Annotated in this window: 17 protein-coding genes; 9 read left to right on the forward strand and 8 right to left on the reverse strand. The window is 64.9% G+C overall.

Annotated elements, in window-relative coordinates; all coding sequences use genetic code 11:
- The first annotated feature begins 302 nt into the window (after positions 1 to 302).
- The 5 genes from gloB (at position 303) to LT988_RS19195 (ending at position 5683) form a co-directional block, all read left to right on the forward strand.
- Positions 303 to 1079, forward strand: coding sequence for a hydroxyacylglutathione hydrolase (gloB, locus tag LT988_RS19175; protein WP_232407112.1), 777 nt, complete (start codon positions 303 to 305; stop codon positions 1077 to 1079).
- A 166-nt stretch (positions 1080 to 1245) separates the two neighbouring features.
- Positions 1246 to 2769 (forward strand): apolipoprotein N-acyltransferase, encoded by a 1524-nt coding sequence (gene lnt, locus LT988_RS19180; RefSeq protein WP_232407113.1) that lies wholly within the window; start codon positions 1246 to 1248, stop codon positions 2767 to 2769.
- 422 nt (positions 2770 to 3191) lie between these two features.
- Positions 3192 to 3668: a hypothetical protein gene (locus LT988_RS19185; RefSeq protein ID WP_332460493.1), complete on the forward strand. Its 477-nt coding sequence runs from the start codon at positions 3192 to 3194 to the stop codon at positions 3666 to 3668.
- A gap of 15 nt (positions 3669 to 3683) precedes the next feature.
- A complete protein-coding gene (mpl, locus tag LT988_RS19190) occupies positions 3684 to 5042 on the forward strand; it encodes a UDP-N-acetylmuramate:L-alanyl-gamma-D-glutamyl-meso-diaminopimelate ligase (RefSeq protein ID WP_232407114.1) in 1359 nt (452 codons plus the stop codon).
- Positions 5043 to 5059: 17 nt separating this feature from the next.
- On the forward strand, positions 5060 to 5683 hold the full coding sequence (locus LT988_RS19195) for a flavin prenyltransferase UbiX (protein ID WP_232407115.1): 624 nt from the start codon (positions 5060 to 5062) through the stop codon (positions 5681 to 5683).
- Between the two features lie 54 nt (positions 5684 to 5737).
- Here the strand turns inward: LT988_RS19195 and LT988_RS19200 are convergent, their stop codons facing one another.
- From LT988_RS19200 to LT988_RS19210, 3 genes are all read right to left on the reverse strand, one after another.
- On the reverse strand, positions 5738 to 6211 hold the full coding sequence (locus LT988_RS19200) for a DUF29 domain-containing protein (RefSeq protein WP_232407116.1): 474 nt from the start codon (positions 6209 to 6211) through the stop codon (positions 5738 to 5740).
- A gap of 104 nt (positions 6212 to 6315) precedes the next feature.
- A complete protein-coding gene (gene odhB / locus LT988_RS19205; protein ID WP_232407117.1) occupies positions 6316 to 7599 on the reverse strand; it encodes a 2-oxoglutarate dehydrogenase complex dihydrolipoyllysine-residue succinyltransferase in 1284 nt (427 codons plus the stop codon).
- Positions 7596 to 10454: a 2-oxoglutarate dehydrogenase E1 component gene (locus LT988_RS19210; RefSeq protein WP_232407118.1), complete on the reverse strand. Its 2859-nt coding sequence runs from the start codon at positions 10452 to 10454 to the stop codon at positions 7596 to 7598. Before LT988_RS19210 ends, odhB begins: the two co-directional genes overlap by 4 nt.
- A gap of 184 nt (positions 10455 to 10638) precedes the next feature.
- On the opposite strand from LT988_RS19210, the gene LT988_RS19215 reads away from it, so the two are divergent.
- The 4 genes from LT988_RS19215 to LT988_RS19230 all read left to right on the forward strand — a co-directional run bounded on the left by LT988_RS19215 (position 10639) and on the right by LT988_RS19230 (position 13862).
- Positions 10639 to 10857, forward strand: a complete 219-nt coding sequence (locus LT988_RS19215) for a hypothetical protein (protein ID WP_232407119.1) — start codon at positions 10639 to 10641, stop codon at positions 10855 to 10857.
- Between the two features lie 143 nt (positions 10858 to 11000).
- Positions 11001 to 11813, forward strand: coding sequence for an NRDE family protein (locus LT988_RS19220; protein ID WP_232407120.1), 813 nt, complete (start codon positions 11001 to 11003; stop codon positions 11811 to 11813).
- Positions 11814 to 12162: 349 nt separating this feature from the next.
- Entirely contained in the window at positions 12163 to 13089 is a 927-nt protein-coding gene (gene hemC, locus LT988_RS19225) for a hydroxymethylbilane synthase (RefSeq protein WP_232407121.1), read from the forward strand.
- Complete coding sequence (locus LT988_RS19230) at positions 13089 to 13862, forward strand: uroporphyrinogen-III synthase (RefSeq protein WP_232407122.1); 774 nt, start codon at positions 13089 to 13091, stop codon at positions 13860 to 13862. The genes hemC and LT988_RS19230 overlap by 1 nt, the downstream gene beginning before the upstream one ends.
- Positions 13863 to 13976: 114 nt before the next feature.
- Here LT988_RS19230 and LT988_RS19235 read toward each other — a convergent pair whose 3' ends face one another.
- The 5 genes from LT988_RS19235 to LT988_RS19255 form a co-directional block, all read right to left on the reverse strand.
- Complete coding sequence (locus tag LT988_RS19235; RefSeq protein WP_232407123.1) at positions 13977 to 19142, reverse strand: response regulator; 5166 nt, start codon at positions 19140 to 19142, stop codon at positions 13977 to 13979.
- 116 nt (positions 19143 to 19258) lie between these two features.
- Positions 19259 to 20689 (reverse strand): GGDEF domain-containing protein, encoded by a 1431-nt coding sequence (locus LT988_RS19240; RefSeq protein ID WP_232407124.1) that lies wholly within the window; start codon positions 20687 to 20689, stop codon positions 19259 to 19261.
- Positions 20690 to 20695: 6 nt separating this feature from the next.
- Positions 20696 to 21205 (reverse strand): hypothetical protein, encoded by a 510-nt coding sequence (locus LT988_RS19245; RefSeq protein WP_232407125.1) that lies wholly within the window; start codon positions 21203 to 21205, stop codon positions 20696 to 20698.
- Positions 21206 to 21285: 80 nt separating this feature from the next.
- On the reverse strand, positions 21286 to 23328 hold the full coding sequence (locus tag LT988_RS19250) for a TonB-dependent receptor plug domain-containing protein (RefSeq protein ID WP_332460494.1): 2043 nt from the start codon (positions 23326 to 23328) through the stop codon (positions 21286 to 21288).
- A 149-nt stretch (positions 23329 to 23477) separates the two neighbouring features.
- Positions 23478 to 24098 (reverse strand): hypothetical protein, encoded by a 621-nt coding sequence (locus tag LT988_RS19255; protein WP_232407126.1) that lies wholly within the window; start codon positions 24096 to 24098, stop codon positions 23478 to 23480.
- Between the last annotated feature and the right edge of the window lie 16 nt (positions 24099 to 24114).

Here is a 24114-nt window from a genome sequence, read left to right on the forward strand (position 1 = left end):
AGACGAGGCGCGACCAAGTCCGGATGAACCAGGCAAGCCCCGATGGCAACTGTAACGCCCGAATATCCCTGCTCAACATCAGCAAAAGTCAGGTTATTGCGATCAACCGCGTGCAGAACCCGCAGGCGCCGCCGCCACAAGACACCGCTGAAGCCTTGTTCGTGGGATCATCACAGGGTTGCGAGAGACCGCCCGGGTCGTCGCGTCGCCTTGCGGCGCCGGCAGCGAGAGCGGTTCTCGTGTCGAGACGCCGAGTTCTCTCGGCGTCGCTCTTTCGACGATTGAAAATCCGGGAGCCACATATGCTCGAGATTCGCCCGATCCCCGCCTTTTCGGACAACTATATCTGGCTTCTGACCGAAACGCCGGGAACGGCCGTGGTCGTGGATCCAGGCGATGCCGATCCGGTCATCGAGCTGCTCCGCGCGGAGCATCGAGTCCTCACAGCCGTCTTGGTGACCCATCACCACGGCGATCACATCGGCGGATTGAGCGAGCTGCGCTCGGTCTTTCCAGGGGCGCGCATCTATGGCCCCGTCGACCGGAGAATCCGCGACCTGACCGATCCGCTGGGCGAGGGGGCGGTCGTTCGTCCGCCGGGCCTGAGCGTCGATTTTCGTGTCATCGAGGTGCCGGGTCACACCTCCACACATATTGCCTATCTGGGAGTCGGCCGCTTGTTCTGCGGTGACACGCTGTTTGCCGGCGGTTGCGGACGCGTCTTCGACGGGACCTTCGAGCAACTCTCGGATTCCTTGGACCGCATCGCTGCGCTGCCGCCCGAGACCCTCGTGTATTGCGCACATGAGTACACGCTCGCGAATCTCGGTTTTGCCGACTGGGTTGAACCCGTCAGCCCTGCATTGAGCGCGCGCACGGCGTCCGAACGCAACCGAAGGCACGCGGGTCTGCCGACCGTACCCTCTACTCTCGCGCTCGAGTTGGCCACCAACCCCTTCCTGCGCACCCGTGTGCCCGGGGTCGTTCAAGCCGCCGAGCGTGCCGCGGGACGCCCGCTCGGCTCCGCTCGCGAGGTCTTCAAAGCGTTGCGGCAGTGGAAAGACGAGGCCTACGACTAAACCGCGACCGGAGCGAGATGCCGAGCCCGTCGCGAGCTCAATGGTGAGAGCGCCCCCGGAACCTCGGCGGGGACGCGGTTTAGGTTTGACCGGGATCGTGTCTGCTGTTAGAACCCGCGCGGTCTATTCCTCCGCTCGGCCATCCTTAAGCCCAGGACGTGAATCCATGTTGTCACCGGCCTTTCGCATTCCCCCGCTCCTGTCGGCCGCGCTCGCCTGCGCAAGCGGCGCCGTCATGGTGCTCGGATTCGCGCCCTTCGGGTGGTATGCGTTCGTCCTGATCGGCCTCTTGGGCTTCTTGGTCGCGCTCAACGGTGCCTCGCCTCGGATCGGTTTCCTACGGGGTTGGCTCTTCGGCGTCGGCCTGATGGGCTTCGGGGTCTTTTGGATCCGGATTAGCCTGAACGAGTTCGGCAACATGGACACCTGGGTTGCGCATCTCCTCGCCGGTCTCTTCGTGTCGACGATCGCGCTCTTTTTCGGGTTCGTGGGTTGGCTGGTTCGGCGCTTGGATCGCGGCCCGGCGTGGCGGGTCCCGCTCCTCCTGTTCCCCGGTCTCTATCTCCTGGTCGAGTGGCTGCGTGGCTGGTTGTTCACTGGTTTTCCGTGGCTGAGCTTGGGCTACACCCAGATCGACGGGCCGCTCGGCGGTTTTGCGCCGATCATCGGGGTCTACGGCGTCGGTCTGCTGATCCTGATGTCGGCGGGTTTGCTCTGGGGACTCTTGCGATGGTCTGCTCGGGGTCGCGTCTTAGCTGCCCTGGGGTTGGTCGTTGTGTGGGGCGGCGGGATGCTCCTGAAGCAGGTGACCTGGACCGCGCCTTCCGGTCAGGGCTTTCGCGCCGCGGTGGTGCAGGCGAGCATCCCCCAGTCGATGAAGTGGGATCCGGATCTGCTCGTCTCGACCATGGAGATTTACTGGGAGCTGACAGAGCGGAACCTCGACGCGGATCTGGTGGTCTGGCCCGAGACCGCCATCCCGGATTTTCTGCATCATGTGCGCGACGTCCTCATCGATCCCATGGCCGCGCGCGCACGCCAAGAGGGAACCGAGATCGTCCTCGGCATCCCGGTCATGGAGTCCGACACAGGTCGCCACTTCAACGCGCTGCTCAGTCTCGGCAGCCGGGAGGATCTCTACGCCAAGCGCCATCTGGTGCCTTTCGGCGAGTTCATGCCGTTGAAGACGTGGCTCGGTCCGTTGGTGGATCTCTTCCAGGTCCCCATCTCCGACTTCAGTCGCGGCAGCGCCGAGCGTCCCTTGCTTGCGGTGGGCGATCGCTTGGCGGGCGTGTCCATCTGCTACGAAGACGCCTTCCCGGCGGAGGTTTCGCAAGCCTTGCCCGAGGCCGAGTTCTTGATCAACGTCAGCAACGATGCCTGGTTCGGTGATTCGTTGGCGCCGCATCAGCATCTCGAGATGGCGCGGATGCGAGCGCTCGAGAACGGGCGCTATCTGCTGCGTGCCACCAACACCGGGATCTCCGCGATCATCGATCAGCGCGGACGGGTGCTCGGGATGGTGCCGTCTTTCGTGCGCGGGGATTTCGCGACAGAGGTTCGACCCTATGTCGGGGCGACGCCCTATGTGCGCCTCGGCAATGCTCCGGCGATCGGGCTCGCGGCGGGTCTGGTGTTGCTCGGTGTGGGCTTCGTACGCTTGGCGCCTTCGCGGTCCGCCGACGGGTGATGGAGACGCCGGAGAGTCGCGTGTCGCTCGTGAGTCCGTCCGGGGGCTCCTGCCGCCGGACGGACTCGCTCCTTGGCGACGACCTGTTTTGGCCCCGGTTCGCCCCGCTCCGGGCCGCGCTGCGCCACGACGTACGCCCGAGGGGCGCGGTCGGGCTGCGCACGGCCCTGCGACGAACGGCTCGACGGCGTGTCGGATGCGCTTTGCATACCGCCTTCGCGGCTTCGCGACCACGGCCGCTTCGCCACTGCGGCGGCACGCACGCGCCGACGCCTACCGGGGGCCGCTCGGCTTCGCTCCGCTCTCCATGCCTCGCGGAAAGGTTGCCGCAGCAGCGACTCGGGCGGTTATGATTGAGTCAGGTTTCGCCGAAGGATGTGACCGTGCAGGCCTTGATCTTATTTTTTGTTGAGTTATGCGCCTTGCGCAGGAACCCGCAGGATCTCCCGGCTTCGGAGATCCTTCTCGCCGTCGTGGCGGTCGCGAGTCTCCTCGTCGGTGTGATGATCGGCCTCGTCGCCCATCTGTCGATCGGCGCGAGCCTTGCGCAGACCCTGTTCGAGCTTGCGATGACGCTCGGCGCACTTTTCGTCGCCTTGCGCCTCATGCGCCTGGATGCGCGCTTCATTCAGTCTGCGACGGCGCTTCTCGGCAGCGGTGTCGTGATCGGTGCGATCGCGCTGATTCCGCTCAACTTCAATCCCACCGGCTCGCAAGAAACCGATTTGGCTGCGCTCGGCGCGCTTCTGCTTCTGGTAGTCTTCGTGTGGAGCGTGGTGGTGACCGGTCACATCTTGCGCCACACCTTTCAGATCTCGCTCGGTCAGGGCGCGGCGATCGCCGTGGCCTTCAAGGTCGGCGTGGTCCTCTTGATGGGCATCGCCTTCGGCGGCGCCTGAGGAGCTTCAACACGCATGCATCTGCATATCCTGGGCATCTGCGGCACCTTCATGGGCGGTATCGCCCTGCTCGCGCGTGCACTCGGGCACCGCGTCAGCGGCTCGGACGCCAACGTCTATCCGCCGATGAGCACCCAGCTCGAGGCGGCCGGAATCGGTTTGATGGAGGGCTATGATCCGAGCCACCTCGAGCCGGCGCCGGATGTGGTGGTCGTCGGAAACGCCATGAAGCGGGGCATCCCTGCCGTCGAGGCCATGCTGGATCGCGGTCTGCGCTATTGCTCGGGTCCGGAATGGCTGCGCGAGAATCTGTTGCCCGATCGCTGGGTGCTGGCCGTGGCCGGTACGCACGGCAAGACCACCACCGCGAGTATGCTCGCCTGGGTCCTGGAGGACGCCGGTCTCGCGCCGGGCTTCCTGATCGGCGGCGTGCCGCTGGATTTCGGGCTGTCCGCGCGACTGGGCTCCGCGCCCTTTTTCGTGGTCGAGGCGGATGAATACGACACCGCCTTCTTCGATAAGCGCTCCAAGTTCGTCCACTATCGCCCCAGCACCCTGATCCTCAACAATCTTGAGTTCGACCACGCCGACATCTTCGAGGATCTCGGTCAGATCCAGCGCCAGTTCCATCATCTGGTGCGCACCGTCCCGGGTCGCGGTCTGATCGTCCATTCGGGCGCCGAGCCGGCGATCGATCAGGTGCTGGCGATGGGCTGTTGGACCCCGCGCGAGTCCTTCGGCGAGGCGGGGCGGTGGACCGCTCGGCTGCTCGTCCCGGACGGGTCCCGCTTTGAGGTGATGCTCGATGAGCACCCGCTGGGCGAGGTCGACTGGGGTCAAACCGGACTGCACAACGTGCACAACGCGCTCGCCGTCTTGGCTGCGGCCCGGCACGCGGGTGTCCCGGTCGGTGCCGGGATCGCTGCCCTGGGCCGGTTCAAGGGGGTGAAGCGTCGCATGGAGCTGCGCGGCGAGGTCGCAGGCGTGCGTGTCTTCGATGATTTCGCCCACCATCCGACGGCGATCGAGACGACCCTCCAGGGCCTGCGCCGTCGGGTCGGCGAGCAGCGCATCCTCGCGGTGCTCGAGCCGCGCTCCAACACCATGCGTCTGGGTGTGCACAATCGTGAGCTCGCCGCTTCGCTCGATGCGGCTGATCGGGTGTTTGTCTTCGCGCCTGCTGATTTGGGTTGGGATGCCGCCGCCGTCTTCGCCGGGCTTGCGGGACGTGCGGCCGTGCATGCGGATCTCGACGTCCTCGCCGCCGCGGTGGTGGCCGAGTGTCGTGCGGGCGATCAGGTGCTGGTCATGAGCAACGGCGGCTTCGGCGGGATCCACCAGAAGCTCCTGGACGGTCTTGTGCAGGCGCGCTAGGGAGGAACCGATCGCGCATGTCCGAGCCGCTTCAAGACTGGCCTAAGACGATCACGGTCGCCTTGACCGGGGCCTCCGGATCCCAATACGGTCTGCGTCTGGTCGAGTGTTTGCTCGCCGCCGGGATTCGGGTCTATCTGCTGATCTCCCAAGCCGGGCAAGTCGTGCTGAAGATGGAAGCGGATCTGGAGGTGCCGGCCCGACCCGCCGAGGCCGAGTCCTTCTTCCTGGAGTACTTCAAGGTGCGACCGGGGCAGCTGCGCGTCTTTGGTCGCCAGCAGTGGACGGCACCGGTCGCGAGCGGCAGCAACCCGCCCGATGCCATGGTCATCTGCCCCTGCACCACGGGCACGCTCGCGAGCATCGCGGCCGGCGTGTCGACCTCGCTCATCGACCGCGCGGCGGATGTAACGATGAAGGAGTCTCGCAAGCTGATCCTGGTGATCCGCGAGACGCCCTTTACCGCCATCCATCTCGAGAACATGCTGCGTCTTGCACGCGCCGGTGCGGTCATCATGCCGGCCAATCCGGGGTTCTACTTCAAGCCCGCGCGCATCGAGCAGATCGTCGATTTCATGGTGGCGCGAATCCTGGATCATCTGGACGTACCGCATCGGCTCACGGCCCGTTGGGGCGAGTAGCGCTGCGACGGCGACACGAGCGTGCGGCGTATCGGGCCGGGCGGCACGCCTCGGTCAGCCGGTCGTTTCCGGATAGAAGTCGCGACTGAAGATCTGCCCGCTTTGATAGGGACATTCGGCCGGAAAGGTCGCGGCCGGAAGTCCTGTCTCGTCGGCGGCGAGGTTGACGGCTTGGATGTAGGATTCCCCGATTGCATCCTCGAGCACGCGCTTGAGGCCTGGGTTTTTTTCCATAAGGTATGTCAGCGCGGCGCGCTGCTCGATGATGGTATTGCGCCAGCTCCTGCCTTCGAAGTCCGCCCAACGCTCGGACAGTCGGCCGTACTGGAATTGCCATTTGAGCAGATGGGCGAGCAGCACGCGCAAACGGTTGACCAGCTCATGCCGCTGACTCCTGCCCATGTCGTCCAGCTCCTCGATCAAATGGGCGAGATCCAGCTCCGCGAATCGCCGCTGGCGCAGCAGGGCGGCTGTCCGCGCCGCCCAGGCGGAATAGTCCTGCTCGTAGAGTCGGTCTAGCTCGCTCATCGGAAAACCTGTTCCAATATCCTAAACCGCGCCGACTCCAGCGTTCGTCAAGTCCGCCGGGGCCGATGCCATCTAAAAACGTTACTTACCGCGCCGGGCGCGGTTTAGATCCTCAACAGCAACCGCGCCGGATCCTCCAGGGTCTCCTTGATACTGACCAGGAACTGCACCGCCTCGCGTCCGTCGATGATCCGGTGGTCGTAGGTCAGGGCCAGATACATCATGGGTGCGATCTTGATCTCGCCCTTGTCGGCGATCGGGCGCTCCTGGATCTTGTGCATCCCCAAGATGGCGCTTTGCGGCGGGTTGAGGATGGGCGTGGAGAGCAGCGAGCCGAAGACCCCGCCGTTGGTGATCGAGAAGGTGCCGCCCGTGAGCTCCTCGTAGCTGAGGTTTCCGTTCTGTGCCTTTTCTCCGAAGGCGACGATGCCCTGCTCGACGTCGGCCATGCTCAGCTGATCGCAGTTGCGCAGGATGGGGACAACAAGACCGCGCGGGGAGCTGACTGCGATTCCGATGTCGTAATAGCCGTGATAGATGATGTCGTCCCCGTCGACAGAGGCGTTGATCACGGGGAAGCGTTGCAGTGCCTCCACCGCGGCCTTGACGAAGAAGGACATGAAGCCGAGCCGAACCGCGTGGGTCTTCTCGAACTGGTCTTTGTAGCGGCTCCGCAGCGCGAGAACGGCCTTGAGATCGACCTCGTTGAAGGTCGTCAGCATGGCCGAATTCTGCTGGGCCTGGACCAGGCGCTCGGCGACGCGGGCACGCAGACGGGTCATGGGGACACGCTGCTCGGGACGGCCGGCCTCGCCGGTGAGGCTCGGGCTCGGTGCGGGTGACGCGAGGGCCAGCTCGGGGTCCTTGGCCGGCGCGGCCTGCTCGCGCTCGTCCAGATAAGCGATGACGTCGGCCTTGTGGATACGCCCGTCGCGGCCTGTGCCCGGAATCGCATGTGGGTCGAGATTCAACTCCTTCACCAGACGCCGCGCGGCGGGTGCGACCTGCGGTTCTGCGTCGGCCGCCGGTGCGGCCTTCGCCGCCGAGCCGGCAGATGCGGCCTTCGCCGCCGGGCTCGCAGATGCGGCCTTGGCTGGCGCGGCTTGGGTAGGCGGCGATGCCTGACCTGCCGGCGGTGTTGCTCCGGTGCCGCTCGCCTCGATCAGCGCCAGGACGGCATCGGACTGAACCAGATCGCCCTCGTTGGCCATGATCTCGCCGAGGATGCCGTCGATCGGCGAGGGGACCTCGAGCACGACCTTGTCGGTTTCCAGATCGACCAGATTCTCCTCGCGCTTGACCGAATCGCCCGGGCGCTTGTGCCAGGTTGCGACCGTGGCGTCGGCAACCGACTCGGGGAGGGCGGGGACACGGACTTCGCTGCTCATTGTGGCGGGATCCTTTTATTCATGCTGGGGTTGAAATGCCCGGTCAGGGCCTCGTCGATCAACCTCTCCTGCTGCTCGACATGTGCGGCACGGTGGCCGACGGCCGGTGCGGCGGAGGATGGGCGGCCGACGTAATAGGGACGCTTCCCGTCCTGCATCAGGTTGTGGAAGCGGTGTTTGATCTGGTCCCAAGCGCCTTGGTTCTGCGGCTCCTCCTGGCACCAGATGATCTCTTCGGTGGTCTCGTAAGCCTCGAGCGCGCGGTCGAAGTGGTTCTTGGGGAAGGGATACAGCTGCTCGATGCGGATGATGGCGACATTCGTCAGGCCACGCGCACGCCGCGCTTCGAGCAAATCGAAATAGACCTTACCGCAGCAGAAGACCACGCGCTCGGTCTGTGCGGGGTCGATCGGGTCGATCTCGGGGATCACCGTCTGGAAATGACCGCTGGTCAGCTCATCGAGGGCGGAGACCGCGAGACGATGGCGCAACAGGCTCTTCGGGGTCATGACGATCAGCGGTTTGCGGTAGTCGCGGACGATCTGTCGGCGTAGCAGGTGATACATCTGGGCCGGGGTGGTCGGCACGCAGACCTGGATGTTGTGCTCGGCGCAGAGCTGCAGGAAACGCTCCAGACGGGCGGAGGAATGCTCGGCGCCTTGGCCCTCGAGTCCATGCGGAAGCAGCATCACAAGCCCGCAGCACAGACCCCACTTGGTCCCGGCGGAGGTGATGAACTGATCGATCACCACCTGGGCGCCGTTGGCGAAGTCCCCGAACTGGGCCTCCCAGAGCGTCAGCGCGCTCGGCTCCGCGGTCGCGAAGCCGTATTCGTAGGCCAGCACCGCCTCCTCGGAGAGGAGTGAATCGATCGCGATGAAGGCGCCCTGATGCTCGCCGATGTGCTGCAACGGCGTATAGGCGTTGCCGGTCACTTGGTCGTGGATCTTGGCATGGCGATGGAAGAAGGTCCCGCGCCCGGCATCCTGTCCGGACAGGCGCACCGGCGTACCTGCATCGACGAGGGTGGCGTAGGCCAGATTCTCCGCGAAGCCCCAGTTCAGGAGCTGATCGCCTTGAGCCATCTTCCGCCGCTCTTCCCAGAGCTTCTCGACCCGGGGATGGAGCTCGAACCCATCTGGAACGCGCAACATGGCATCGCTCAGCTCGCGCAGCTTCTCGACCGGGACACCCGTATCGACGCTTTGATCCCAGTCCGTGGTGCGGCAGAAGCCCCAATCGACGCGGTAGGCATGGTCCAGCCCGCACAGGACCGGGCGCGCGACCACCACACCCTGCTCGATGGAGTCGCGATAGTCCGCAACCATCGCATCGACCTCCTCCTTGGAGACGAGGCCGTCGGAGACGAGGCGATCGGCATACACGGCACGCGGGGTCGGATGCCGGCGGATCTTCTTGTACATCATCGGCTGGGTGACTGCGGGCTCGTCGGCCTCGTTGTGCCCCAGACGCCGATAGCAGACCAGGTCGATGATGACGTCCTTGTGGAACTGGTTGCGAAAATCCAGCGCCATGCGGGTGACGAAGATGACCGACTCCGGGTCGTCGCCGTTCACGTGAAAGACCGGCGCCTGCACCATCTTGGCGACATCGGTGCAGTAGAGTGTGGATCGGGTATCGAGTGGGTTGCTGGTCGTAAAGCCGATCTGGTTGTTGATGACGATGTGGACCGTGCCGCCGGTGGCATAGCTGCGCGTCTGCGAGAGCTGGAGCGTCTCCATGACCACGCCTTGCCCGGCGAAGGCGGCGTCGCCGTGGATCAGCACGGGCAGGACCTGATCGCCGCTGCGGTCGTGGCGGCGCCGCTGGCGTGCCCGCACCGAGCCCTCGACCACCGGGTTGATGATCTCCAGATGGGACGGATTGAAGCCCAGCACCAGGTGGACGATGCCGCCGGGCGTGTCGATGTCGGTCGCGAAGCCCATGTGATACTTCACGTCCCCGGCCATCTGGCGCCAATCCATCTGGACCCGGCCCTCGAACTCGTCGAAGATGTCCTGCGGCGGCTTGCCGAAGATGTTGGTCAGGACGCTGAGACGCCCACGGTGGGCCATGCCGATGACCAGCTCCTTCTGGCCCTTGCGTCCGGCGCGCTGGATCAGCTCGTCCAGCATCGGGATGAGGGCGTCGCTGCCTTCGAGCGAAAAGCGCTTCTGGCCGACATAGCGTTGGTGAAGATACTTCTCGAAGCCCTCGGCGGCGGTCAGCAGGGTCAAGAGCCAACGCCGATCGGCGGTGTCGATCTCGGGTATCGCCCGATATCCTTCGAGCCGCTTCTGGATCCAGCGTTTCTCCTGGGTATCGGTGATGTGCATATACTCCGAGCCGACCGTACCGCAATAGATCTGCTCGACCATCGCGATGATGTCGCGCAGCGGCATGCGGTCCGGGGCGTAGAGCGAACCCGTATGGAAGACCTGATCCATGTCGTCCGGCTCCAGGTTGTGGAAGGCCGGATCCAGATCTGCGATCTTGGGCGTGTCGCGCAGCTTGATCGGGTCGAGGTCGGCGACCTGATGACCGCGGTAGCGATAGCCGTTGATGAGGGAGAGCACCGCGGCCTGTTTTTCCGCGGCGGCGGGCTCGAGCCGCTCGGTGGAACGCGTGCGCGCGCGCGTTCGGCTCTCTTGGGCGAGCCGCAGGAAGTTCTCGCGCACCGGCCCGTGTGCGACCTCATTGGCCGCCTCCTGGTGCATCACATGGAAGCGCTCTCTCCAAGCTAAATCGACGCTCTCCGGGTCCTTTAAATAGCGTTCATAGAGGTCTTCGATAAAGGCTGCATTGCCGCCGTAAAGGGCGCCGGAACTGCGAAACAGCTCGAGGATTGCGCTCATGCTCGGTGTTGTTTCTCTGAGTTGATTTTATAGATGGATAATCGATGTTTATAACACAGGTTCCGAAGCGCTTGGCAAGCGGGTTCAGGGCGACCGACCTCACCCGACAAGGACCGGGCGGATATCATCGCCGATCTTGCGGTGTGGCGTCTTCCGAGCCGTGACCGACGGGGCCGGCGCTCACATGGAACCGCAATACTCCGCGGCGGACCTCACCGAGCGCAAGCGTCGGCGCATCCGCTTGGCACGGCTCGAGGCCGACATCGCCTATTTCCAGGCGCGCCTGGAAATGATCGGCGAGCCGACGAGCGCGAATCAACTGACCCAGCGCAAGGCATTCGAGCTTTTGCTCAAGACAGTCTCGACCAAGGTCGCGAAGGTCCAGCGAGAACGAGCGGTTTGAGTCGGGTCCGGTGGAATCGAAGCGTCTCGCATCATCGCCTCTTCATCGCATCCGCCGTTGATGGTCGGCCCGAATCCGAATGCACGCACGGAATGATTTTTGTTCGATCCGAAGCCCATCTCGCCTCGGCCGTTTTGGATGCGATGTCGAACGCGTATCACGAGAGAGCACCGCAGGGCGATCTCCTGCTCGAGGGGTTTGAATTCATGTGCACCTTCGTCATTCTGAAGCGGCCGGGCCATCTCTGGCCGGTATTGATCGCGGCCAATCGCGACGAGATGCTCACGCGTCCGAGTCGCCCGCCGGGCCGACATTGGTCGGACCGCCCGGAGGTGCGTGCCGGGCTTGATCTGGAGTCCGGCGGGAGCTGGCTCGGGGTCAACGACCATGGCCTCGTTGCCGCGATCATGAACCGTCGGGGGACGCTCGGATCCCTGCCCGGCAAACGCAGTCGAGGCGAGCTGGTCTTGGAGGCACTCGACCATGCCGAAGCGTCCGAGGCTGCCGGGGCGCTGGCCGATCTCGATCCGGCGGCCTATCGGCCCTTCAATCTGGTGGTGGCGGACCCGCGCTCGGCCTATTGGCTGCGTCACGGCGGCGACGGCGACATCCGCGTCCATCCGATCGCCCCCGGTCTGCACATGTTGAGCGCAAGCGAGCTCGACGATGTCGGAGATCCGCGCGTCGCCGAGCATTTTCCGAGGTTCCTCGCAGCGCAGACCCCGGATCCGGACGCCGAGGACTGGACGGCCTGGCGGGATTTGCTCGCATCGCATCGGCCCGGTCCGGATGCGGACCCCGAGACCGCCATGACGTTCGAGCGGTCCGACGGGTTCGGCACGCGTTCAGGGGCGCTGATCGCAATCCCCCTCTATCCCGGCTACGGCAGCGGGCCGATCTGGCTGCATGCGGAAGGGAGGCCGGATGAGGCCCCATTCATCAAAGTGCCCAACTAAACCGCGTCCCGAGCTAAACCGCGTCCCCGGCGGGGCGATATCCTTCAGTTGGCGGCGGCGGGCGGCAGACCCCTCATGATCCGTGCTGGACGCGGTTTAGGATAATAAAAACAATTTTTTAAACTGCGTCCGCTCCGTCGTTCGTTGGTGCCTGCAGTGTCAAGAAGCGGTTTGAGTCGCTATGTCGCTGCGAGACGCAGTTTAGACGGTTCGAATCCCCGTGTCGGCTGTGACACAATCGCATCCTTTCGCCGCCTTCGTGATTCAACGGTCTCGTCCGCGCGGGCGTGATCGATTAAGTTCCTGTCTCCGACCCTGGCTTCGATCGAGAGCCCCTTTAGGATCCACCATGTCGAACATCATCCGTATCGCCACCCGTAAATCTCCCTTGGCCATGTGGCAGGCCGAGCATGTGTCCGCGCTGCTGACGAAGCTCCATCCGGGGCTCGACATCCAGATCGTCGGGATGACCACCAAGGGCGACAAGATCCTCGATGCGCCGCTGGCGAAGGTCGGCGGAAAAGGCCTCTTCGTGAAGGAGCTGGAGCAGGGCATGTTGGAGGGCGTGGCCGATATCGCCGTGCACTCCATGAAAGACGTCCCGGTGGACTTTCCCGAGGGCCTTCATTTGGCGGTGATCATGGATCGCGAGGACCCGCGCGATGCCTTCGTGTCGAACCGCTACGATGGCCTCGACAGTCTTCCGCAGGGTGCCTGCGTCGGCACCTCGAGCCTGCGTCGCCAGTGTCAGCTCGCCGATCGGCGTCCCGACCTGCGCATCGAGCCCTTGCGCGGTAACGTCAATACCCGTCTCGCCAAGCTCGATGCAGGCGAGTACGACGCCATCATTCTGGCCGCCGCGGGTTTGATGCGGCTGGGCTTCGAGTCGCGCATCCGCAGCCGGATCGCACCCGAGGACAGCCTGCCGGCGATCGGACAGGGCGCCATCGGGATCGAGTGCCGCAGCGCGGACCCACGGGTCAATGATCTGATCGCGCCCCTGCACCACCGCGACACCGCGGACCGGGTGCTCGCCGAGCGCGCGATGAACGCGCGTCTGCACGGCGGTTGTCAGGTTCCGATCGCCGGCCATGCCCTGATCGAGGGCGACCGACTCGTCCTCAAGGGGCTGGTCGGGACGCCGGACGGGTCGCGGATCCTCCGAGCCGAGTCCGAAGGCCTGCGCGAGGACTGGGCGGCGATCGGGACGCGGGTGGCCGACGATCTGCTCGCGCAGGGTGCCGGCGAGATTCTGAGCGCACTGCAGGAGCCGTAATGGCCGCCCCTTGTGATCTCGGCGGGCGCGGCGTCCTGGTGACCCGGCCCGCTGCCCAGGCGGATGGGCTCTGCCGTCTGATCGAGGCGGCCAACGGTGACCCGATCCGCGTGCCCAGCATCGAGATCGCGCCGGCCGCCGATCCGCGCGAGGCGGCCGCACTGCTGGCGCAGTCATGGGACATGCTCTATTTCGTCAGTCCGAACGCGGTCGAGCAGGCGCTCGCCTTGGTGCCGGACGGCGCGTGGACGGGGGTCGATAAGGTCGCTGCCGTCGGGCGAGCGACCGCACAGGCGTTGACCGATGCAGGTCGTGCACCGGATCTGGTCCCGGAGCAACGTTTCGACAGCGAGACCCTGCTCGCGATGCCCGAGCTGGCCGACATGCGCGGCCGTCGGGTGCTGATCGTCCGCGGCGAAGGCGGGCGTGCCCTATTCGCCGATACACTGCGTGCGCGCGGTGCCGAGGTGCACTTCGCCGAGGTCTACCGTCGCTTGCGTCCGCCGTTCGATCCCGCGCCGCTGTTGTCGCGCTGGGCCGACGCCGTGGCCATGGTCACGGCGACCAGCGACGAGATCATGCTGAATCTGATGGCGATGCTCGGTCCGGAGGGGCGTGCCTTCTTGCTCGCGACGCCCTTGGTGGTCGTGGCGGAACGAACGGCGGAGAAGGCCCGAGGCTTGGGTTTCGTGCAGGTTGCCGTGGCCGAGCGCGCCGAGGATGCGGCGATTGTTCGGGCCCTATGCGCGCTGGGGTCGGCGACCGCCGATTGAACCTCTCATAACCGCGCTCAGCGCGGTATGCGATGTTCTTGGATGGGATCGGCACCGGTAGATTTGACGACCCTTTGCGCCGGCCCGGTTTAGGTTGACAGCCGGAGGCCTCGGTTAGTCGGATGCGGGGTCGATTATCTGCGCAGCACGCCCCTTCGCTTCGGCGTCGCTATGTCCGGGCAGCCAGAGGGCGATGGTCCGGTAGAGCTCGCCGATGTCGATCGGCTTGGCCAAGTGGCCGTTCATCCCCGCTTCCCGGGCGTCGTTCCGATCCGCCTCCATCACTGCAGCCGAGAGTGCAATGATCGGCAGATCCCGACGCACAGTACGAATCCGCCGGGTGGCCTCGAAGCCGTCCATGATCGGCATCTGCAGATCCATGAGGACGAGATCGAACTCTCGCGTCGTCGCCAGCGCGACCGCCTCGCCACCGTTTTCGGCCAGGGTGACGACGGCGTCGGTCCGCTGGAGCATGCGTTTTGCGACCTCCTGGTTCAGTGCATTGTCTTCCACCAGCAGAATCCGGGAGCCGGCAAACGAGGGCGTCGAAGCACGAGGCGCTCGCGTGGGTTTGCCGGTTTGCGGCTTTTCGCCATGCGCCTCGAGCAAGGTGTCGAGCAGGGCCGATGCAGTGACCGGTTTGCCCAGGAAACCCTTGAGCCCCGAGCGGTCTTTTGGAAGGTCGTCGCGGTTATAGCCGCTGACGATGATGGCCGGCGCCTCGGTACCGGTCAGAGTGCCCTTTTCCCGCATGCGGTACAGCTGCCTGACGGCCTCCAGCCCGTCGATCTCGCCGGGCATCTTCCAGTCCATCAAGATGAATTCGAAGGCCATGCCGGCTCGTTCCGCCTCGATGACGGCCTGCACCGCAGCGGCTCCGCTCGCGGCTTCCTCGACTCGGCATCGCCAGCTCTCGAGGATCTCGCGGAGCACGGTTCTGGCGACGGCGTGGTCGTCGACGACCAGGACTCGGGATCCGCTGATCTCTCGAACATCGCCCGCTCCGGTGTCTCCCCGCGAGACCGGCAAGACCAGTTCGAACGTAAAGACACTGCCCGCTCCGGGCGAGGAGGTGACCCCAAGGTGGCCGCCCATACGTTCGACCAGTTTGCGGCTGATGACGAGTCCCAAACCGGTGCCGCCGTATTTTCGTGTTGTCGAGCTGTCGGCTTGCGAGAAGGCCTGGAAGAGACGATCGCACTGCTCCGCGTCCATGCCGATTCCGGTGTCCGACACCTCGAAGCGCAGGCGAGCCTGATCGGTATCCCCGCCGAGTCGGGTGATCCGAATCTCGACGGTTCCCTGCTCGGTGAATTTAAGCGCATTGGCGAGCAGGTTGGTCAAGACTTGGCCGAGGCGCAGCGCGTCGCCGAGCAGCGTCCGAGGGACCTCGGGTGACACTCGGAAAACGAGCTCGAGGCCCTTTTCGCCGGCGGCGGAGCCGAAGAGTGTGGCCATCTGCTCGAGGAGTTGGTCCATGCGAAACGGACGGGACTCCAACTCCAGCTTGCCCGCCTCGATCTTGGAGTAATCCAGAATGTCGTTGATGATCCCGAGCAACAGGCGCGAGGAGCCGTGAATCTTTCCCAGATAGTCGCGCTGCTCGTCATTCAGATCGGTTCCCAACAGGATCTGGCTCAGTCCGATCACGGCGTTCATCGGGGTACGGATCTCGTGGCTCATGTTGGCCAGGAACTCGCTCTTGGATCGGCTGGCGGCCTCGGCTTGCTCGCGGCTGAGTCGCAGCGATTCTTCCGTTTCGCGTCGCTTCTGAACGTTCACGAGCATCTGCGCGAATACCGTCAGCAGCCGCTGCTCGGTCTTTGAATAGCGATGGTGTCGGCGCACCGAATCGAAACCCACGAACCCTCGGCAGCGCGGCCCGTCAATCATCGGCACTGCGATCGCGCTCTTGATCCCTTGCGGTTCGAGCACCTGTCTGACGCTGCTCTCGGGCGGGAGCGAGAGCACATCGGGGACGTAGACAGTGCCTCCCTCCCGATGGGTCGCGACCCAATCGGGGATCATGCCCATCGGAACGGCCTGCAGGGTGTCGATCTGAGGCTCGATCCCCGGCGCGCACCATTCGTGGGTATTGGTGGCGATCTGTCGCTCGAAAACGTAGTCGAAGAGATAGGCCCGATCCGCACCGACGAAATCGCCCAGATGTCCCAGCGAGGTCTCGATGACCGCATCGACCCGGTCCAACGGCAGGCTGATATAGGTCGCGGAGACCTCCATCAAGAGATCCTGCAGGCGGGTCTCTCTCTGCAGTGCCTTTTCACTGTCCTGAAGATGGGCGAAGGTGTCCAGGCGCTTGATGGTGCTGCCGATGACCTGCACGAGAAGCTGCAACAAACCAAAGTCGCTTTTTGCCCAGGCGTGCTCCGGGCGAAGGGCCTCGAAGCCGACGAAGCCGCCGAGCTTCCCGCCGCTGTCGACCATCGGCAGGCAGAGCAGCGACCGAATGCCTCGGACCAGAAACTCCGCCTTTTCGGTGGCGGCCTCCTGCGGAAGGGCGGACACGTCGGGGATCAGGACAGGCTTTCCGGTTGCCATCCGAGCCTTCCACCAGGGTAGCCCCTCAACGGGCTGGTCTTGCCAACGCTCCATCTGAGACACCGTGCCGGGGGCACACCACTCGTGGGTGTTGGTCATCCGAGAGCCGTCTTCGGAGAGACGGAACAGGTAGGTTCTCGCGACGTCGAGAAGCTCGCCGAGCCGGTGCAGAGCCTGATCGAGGACGGCGTCGAAGTTGTCCGGGCGGGCCCTCGCGAAACGGGCCGAGAGCGCGGCAGCGGTGCTTTCCAGTGCCATCCGTCGTGCGGTCTCGGCCTGCGCTCGCTTGCGTTCGGTCACGTCGCGTGCAGCGGCGTAGATCAACTCTCCGCTGGGAAAGGAGCGCCACTCGATCCACCGATAGCCGCCCTCGCGACATCGGTAGCGGTTCTCGAAATCCAGGATCGCTGCATTCGCGTCGAGGCGTCGGGTCGCCTCGAGCGTCGCCGCCCGATCCTGCGGATGGACGAAATCGAGGAAGGGTCGCCCTTCCAATTCTTCGGGCGGGTAACCGAGGGTGCGCTCCCATTCCGGGTTCACGCGCACGAAAATACCCTCGGCGTTCACGATGCAGAACATGTCGAGCCCCGTCGTGAAGAATCGGTTGAGCTCTTCCGTTCGAGCGTTGACCAGACCGACCAACCCCGCGTGTCGACGGGCCAGCAGCGTGACCGCGAGCACTATTGCGGCGGTCAGGGCGAGCCCCGTGATCGCCGTGATCCATGCTGCCCGCACGGGATGCCTGCTCAGGAACTCCGGGCCTGCGTAGGCCGTCACCGCAAAGACCTCGCCGAAGATCGGAATGAGGCGGGTCAGCGAAGGCCCGACGGGTGGTGCGCCGTTCGGAGCCCAATTCGATGCGAGCGGCTCGAAGTGCCCGGAAGGGTACAGGTAAGCGATCTGAAGGCGGGTGGCCTGATCCGGCCCGTCGCCGAGCAGAAGGGTATCCATGCGCAGCGCGGCGGCGGCGACACCCCGGACATCGCCCGAATCGCTGAAGACGGGTTGAAAGACACGGATGCCCTTCGGGCTCCCCGGTTCCAAGACAAAGGTGATGGGTTCGGTTGCCGTGGGCATGCGATCGCGTGTCGCCGCATCGATGGCTGCACGGCGTTGCGGGTCCGAGGCAAGGTCGAAGCCCAGCGCCTGGATGTTGGCTTTTGTTGAAGGTGCGGCAAAGAGGACCGGATAGTGTTGCTCGCGTCCCGTCACGGGTACGCGCCCCATCCTCGCGTCCTCCTGCCAAATTCGGGCGTCCTCGATGCCGGCTGCCTCGGCGCGTGCGCCGAAATCCTCCCGGTTCGCTGCGTCCACCCTCGGTGCCCAACCCCATGCACGGACGGCCGGGTTGCGGATGAGATAGGTCGTGTAGCGGTCGAAGTCCGCTGCGGTGATATCCGTCGAGCTTTCGAAGAAGCTTGCCAGACCCTGGAGCTCAGTATCGCGCAGGTCGTGAAAGGTTTCTGCGATCGCCTCCGTGCGCGCGCTCGCCAATTGGGCGAATGACCAATCGCGGGCATGGGTTTCCCGTTGATGCGCCATCCATGCGGCAAAGAGGGTCAAGGCGAGACCCAAGGCCAAGACCAGCACCGGCTCCACATACCGAAGCCGTTGCGCCGCATGCGGCTCGAGGCGCTCGCGTCTGATCAGCAAGGCCGTGCCCGCGAGAATGATCAGGATCAGCACGAGCGTCAGTACGAGGACCGGCAAGGCGGCCTTCGCGAGCTCGATCCGCCAAGTGCGGGCCTCCACGTCGATGCCGAGCACGGCGACGACGCCGCCTTGGACGCGATAGGCCCCGGCGCAGACGATGATATCGCCGACGCGCTGAACGAAGGTGGTCTTGGGTTCGACCCGGTGGTTGACGGGATTCACGTACTCGTAGGCCACCCAACCACTGCCCTCCGACAGGGCAATGCGCTGGATCTCCTTGCGGAACAGCGTTCCGCCGTCACGGTCCGGCCTGTCGATCCAATTTTGCCCCACCAGCTCGGGTTTGACCGGGTGTGCCAGGAAGGTCATGTCGAGGTCGTAGGCAAAGGCGTAGAGATCGCCCCGATGAAAGGGGCCGTTCGGCTCGTGCAAGGCCTGCAGCAAAGCCTCCCGGCCATGCACATCCGCATAGGCTGCCGCGTTTTGAACCAGCGCGCGGGCATCGGCCGGGAGTGCACTGCCTCCGACGGCCTTACTCGGCTCGAAGATGGGGACCTGAGCCGAGACCCAGGTTCCCCAACGGTCGACGAGCGGCCCTTCCACGTGCTCCTCGCCGGTGGCGAAGACACGCCGCTCACCCTCCGATGCCTCGTCGTAGAGATCGCCGGGTGGGGAGTAATCCTCGGATTCGGGTGACTCATTGTCGACGAGGATGAACAACTGCCCATCCGCACGGCGTCCCATCAGATAGACGAATCGGTAACGCGGATCCGTCCGCGCCACGGTGGCAAGCTGGCTCTTGAGCCGCTGATATTGGGGCTTTTCCAAGTCCTCGAGACCGCCCGTAAGGACCGCAACGCGCTCGACGTTCAGCGACTGTGCCAAGAGCCGCGTTTCCAACAGCAGGCCATCCTTCATCTCGCGATCCGCCAGCCCGACGGACCACCAGACTCCGAGTGATCCACCGATCAGCACCAGCACAGCCAACGCGATCGCCGCGCGCATCAACAGGCGCCGGGACCCCGGGTCCGAGGCGGCAATCACTTGGCGAAGCGCTCTGCGGGTCAAGGGGATGTCCGTCCAGGGAGGGTCATGGGCCAGTGCGGCATCGTGACGGCGATCGCCGATCCCGCGAGCGAATATCCGGCATGCGCTCCAGTGCCCGCCGCTCTACGCTGTGCAGATCAGGATGCACCCACCACACGATCCCTGCCCTCCTGTTTGGCCCGATAGAGCCGTTGATCTGCGATCTCGACGAGACTGTCGACATCCATCCCCGCATATTCGCATACGCCGCTGCTGGCGGTGACCCGAAGCCCTGGTTGACTCCAGGTCAACGCCTTCACGGCGCCGCGGATGCGCTCGGCGACGTCCATCGCCGAGGCGACGGAGGTATGCGGTAGGATCACGAGGAACTCTTCGCCCCCGTAACGGCCGCTGATATCGACATCGCGCGTGCATGTCCGCAATGTCGCGGCGATCTTGACCAAGACCTCGTCGCCCGTGCGATGCCCGAAGGTATCGTTGATTGCCTTGAAAAAATCCAGGTCGAGCAGGATGACCGAGAGCTCGTCGCCGTAGCGTTTGGCGCGCTCGATCTCCTCGGCGAGCTTCTGAAGGAGATAGCGTCGGTTGAAGGCACCGGTCAATCCATCCGTCAAGGAGGCCCGGCGAAGGTCGTCCTGGATCGCCTTCAGTTCGGAGATGTCGACCAAAGAGATGAGCCGGCTGGAGATGCCCGAAAATCGAATCGGCATTGCGGAGACCACCGCCCAGCGTCGACTGCGGTCGCTGGTCAGGATCCGCGTTTCGCGCTGCTCGCCGATCCCGGCGGGGAGTCCGTCGGCGGCCAGTGCCTCCCACGCCCTGCTGTGCAACCGCCCGCTGTTGTCGGGTTCCAAGGCGAGATAGGACTTGGCCGCCTGGTTGGCTTGAGTGACTCCGCCGAGGCCACGCTCGGCCAAGATCATCGGGAAGGGTGCCGCTTCGAACAAGGTGCGTAGGTTGGATTCGCTTTCGCCGAGCCTGTGCAACACCCTGCTCGCCCCGAACCAGGCAAGACCGATGACGATAAGCATGCCGCCGCCGACCCACAGCAGCTTGCCGCGCACGCTGCCGATCAGATCGTTCAGGAACTGCGGACTGGAATAGAAGGTGACGATCCCGACGAGGAGGTGATCGTCGGGGTCGTAGAGCGGGATCTGCGTGATGAAACAGTCCGGGCACTCGCTTTCGCCACGTGTGATTGCCAGGCTCGCGGGCGGAAGGTCGAGCAGATCCTCGTCCAGGGCCAGGGTCAGGCGCCGGATGAACGGACTGTCGGTCGTCTGATCCTTCAGGAGCAGGACGGCATCGAGCTCGGTCCGGATCGCGTCGGCGAGCTGCTCCGGTTGCCGCCCGTTGCGCAGAAGCGTCTCGATGCCGCTGGTCTGAGCTTGGGCGAACGCGCGCGATCGGCTCTCCGCGTCGGCGCGCAGCGTCGGCTCGATCACGATGACCCAGTTCAGCGCAATCAGGGTCGTGAGTAGGATCCCGAGCAACGCGAAGATCACTGCGAGGTTGCGCTCGAGGGTGAGCGAAAACCGACGGCGCGCGGCGAAGGCCCTCTCGTTCATGCCGGACTACTCATAAAGGCGCGCCACCTCGAGGAAAAATGGCTTGAACCTCACCTCGGCACGTTTCGCCCGGGACAGGTTGACGAAGGGTAGGATTCGGTCGGCGACATGGATGCCCGCGACGGCGCCGGCCTCCACGTCACCCGCGAAGGGCGAGAAGACAACGGCGCGATGACGCTCCGACCACAGACGAAGCCGCTTGCCCCCGACATCCACGCTGGCGATGAAGATTCCGCCGAGGAGCGAATCGTCCGCATCCAACGCCTCCGCGCTCAGGGTCTTCACATTCAAGGGAATGTCGCGGATCCGGCCGATGGCACGAAGCGCCGTGGCGGCTTCTCGAGCGACAGTGTCGGACCCCTCGTAGGCGATACGGATCTCAAGCTTTCCGTCGGGCGCGCACCTGTCTTGGAGCGCTTCGACAGCGCCGAGTACGGCGGGGAAGAGCTTGAGTCCGACGCGAAACCGCTGCTCTTCCTCCTGCCACAGCGACTGGGTCCAGCCGCGTGTCGCCATGAGCCCGACACACACCAAGAGAGCAGCGACAAGACCCCGGCGGCTCACTCTTTGACGCGGCGTCATGACGTCGGCCCACGTCAAAAGCGGTAGCCGACGGACAACCACCAGCGCCGCCCCGGACGCGGATAGCCTTCCGGGTAGGGCAGGTTCACCCCGCCGAAGCTGGTCGGCAGGTCGGGGTAGCACACATCCTCGTCGGTCAGGTTCTTGACCCCGAGGTATGCGAAAAAGCCCGGCCCCTGTCGCTGATAGCTCAGGGTGAGATCCGCCATGGCGTACCCCGAGACCGAATCGCGCGGGTCGGATTCGGGGCGGCTTCGGTCGCCGACGTAGCGCAGCTGCAGCGCAGTGGTCCAGGCATCGAGCGGGCGCCAAAGGACGGCGAGATTGGCCAGCGTGTCGGTGCCTCCGGGCAACGGTCGGTCGGTGTCGCGCGAGACCGTGTCCACATAGGAGAGATTCGCATCGATCTTCACGCGGGCTCCGAGGCGGACCTCGTACTCCAGCTCCACACCGCGCAGACGCGCATCGGCGCTGTTGATAAACCCGTCGGCGTCGTCCCCGAAGACGATCGAATCGGCGAGATCGGACTGAAACAGGATAAGCCGCCCTTCCCAGCGGGGGCGCTTGAGGATATAGCCCAGCTCGTAGGTTGCGATCTCTCCGGCGCCGATCGACTCCCGGCCCGGATACTCCCGCTCGTAGAAGGTCGGCGGCCGAAACGCTTGGGCATATTGGAGCTTGAGGATGTTCGCCTCGTCGATGCGCCAGACTGCAGCCAGGCGCGGAGTCAGGAAGGCGCCGAGGTCGCTGTAGTCGTCCAGACGCAGGGCAGCCGTCACCGTGACCTGCTCGCTTGCTCGGATCTCGTCCTGAAGGATGAGGCTGAGAATGTCTCGGTCGAGTCCGGTATCCAACCAGCTCTGCGGAACCTCGAACGGCAGGTTGAACCAGTTCCAGCTCGCGCGGTTGACCCGCACTTGACTCGCCTCGAATCCCAGCAGGATCAAATGCCGGTCCCAACCGCGCCAGTGCAGATCCGCGGCCCCGAGGTAGCGTGTTTCCCGGTAATCCTGATCCATGTAGACCGGCTGCGGGTCGAAATAACTCGGCGGGAAGACATAGAGCTGATCGCGTGCGCGCTCGTATTGCAGCGACTCGAGCCGGATGCGCGCCTCCAGCGATTCCGACAGCACCAGGTCTTGGCCGATCTGAGCCGAGACATAGCGCTGCGCGGAGGTGAGTCGGTCCTCCGATGGCGGCAGGAAGTGATTGATGCCGAAATGGTCACCATAGTCGTCGTCCAGGATCTTGATCGCGAGGAAGGTCTTGCGCCAGCGCAGATCGGCGAAGGCCCCGAGATAGCGGCTTGCTTCGTTCGACGGCCCGGGTGCGTTGGAGAGCTCGGCCTGTCCGATCGCGAAGAGAGCATCCTCGGAGACGAGTACGCCGCCGTTGCCGGCAAGTCCAGCCAAGTTGATCGAGGCGCTCAGATCCCGCTCCGGGTCGCGCCAGTGCCAGATCCCGCCCCCGCCGGCATCGGCGCGCTCGTCGGCCCGGGCGAATATGGTGCGGTCGTCGTGCCGGGTGACGACGTTGACCACGCCGGCGAAGGCATACTCGCCATGCACCGAGGAGCCGGGGCCGCGGATGACCTCGATGCGTTCGATCTGCTCGATGGGGATGTTCAGGACCGGGTCCGCGGTGGCGAGCAGGGTCGCGTTCATCGACACACCGTCGAGCAGGAACTTGATGTTCCCCGAGGCATAGCCGAAACCCACCCCGCGGCTCAAAATCTGGCGCTCGCCCGTCATCTCGAGCCCTTGGCTGATGCCGGGGACCAGCGAGAGCGCCTCCCAGACGTTGCGCGCTCCGCGTGCGAGCATGTCGGATCCCGACAGGATCGTCGCCATTCCCGGGACGAAGTCCGCGTTCATTCCGCTGCGGGTCGCCAGCTCGGTTTCTTGGTCGAGGAGACTCAGCAGGTCGCCGAGCGGGACGTCCTCGGAACCGGGCTCCGGTTGCTTGCAGAGGGCTTCGCCGGCGGCCAGGATCATGACCAGCATCCAGACGGCGAGAGCGTGCGGCGCGACGGCTATCGGTGACGTTGTGTCGTACAAAACAGCCAGGCCTCCGAGCCCTCGGCGCAAGCGGCAATCCGTTGGTGCAACCGACGCGTTCGGCATCGGCCAGGTCCGTCGTGGTGCTAGTCCCGGCTGTCGCATGCCCGTAACCACGGGAGCGCCGGGACGGTGCGGACGGAGAACCCCTAGGACGTCGGCAGAAAACCGTCGGCCTTGAGTTTTCCGATCATCGCTGCGATCACCTCGCTGATCATGGTCTGCTCCGAGCTCGGATCCAAGGTGTCCGAGCGACCGGACCAGACCAATGTCGCGCGTCCCGCGTCGTAGAGATTGGTCTCCAGTCGAAGCGCGGGATATTTGGCGTAGTACCCCGGCGCAGTGACCTCGCTCAGGATGTGACCATAATACGGGTAGAGGCGGCCGTAAAGGCTCGGCACCACATGGGTGCGTCCACCGCTCGGGGCGGCATCCGGGTTCTCGCCGGCGAGGTAGGTGACGATGACCCCGTCGGCTCCGGATCGTCCGACCGCCTCCTGCACCGCCCGCGAGCGTCCGACGTCTCGATCGGAGAGCAGGGTATGCGCGGCCCGCGCCTGGACGCCGGTGCCTTTGAGCACCTCGACGAAATTGTCCTCGTAGGCGCGGCGTACGACCGGGTTGGTGGAGATGCCGAAGACGATCAGGTCGCGATACGGGGTCGGGGGTGTGTCGGGCGCGATCCAGGTCGTGCTCAAGGGCCCGGACGTGCAGCCGACCGTCAGCAGGGCGGCAAGGCCGAATGCGACGGCAAGCCGGATAGCGCGCATAAGCAGTAGCTCCGAG

Origin of the sequence: Thiocapsa bogorovii (genome assembly GCF_021228795.1) — a bacterium.
Taxonomy (GTDB): Bacteria; Pseudomonadota; Gammaproteobacteria; order Chromatiales; family Chromatiaceae; genus Thiocapsa; species Thiocapsa bogorovii.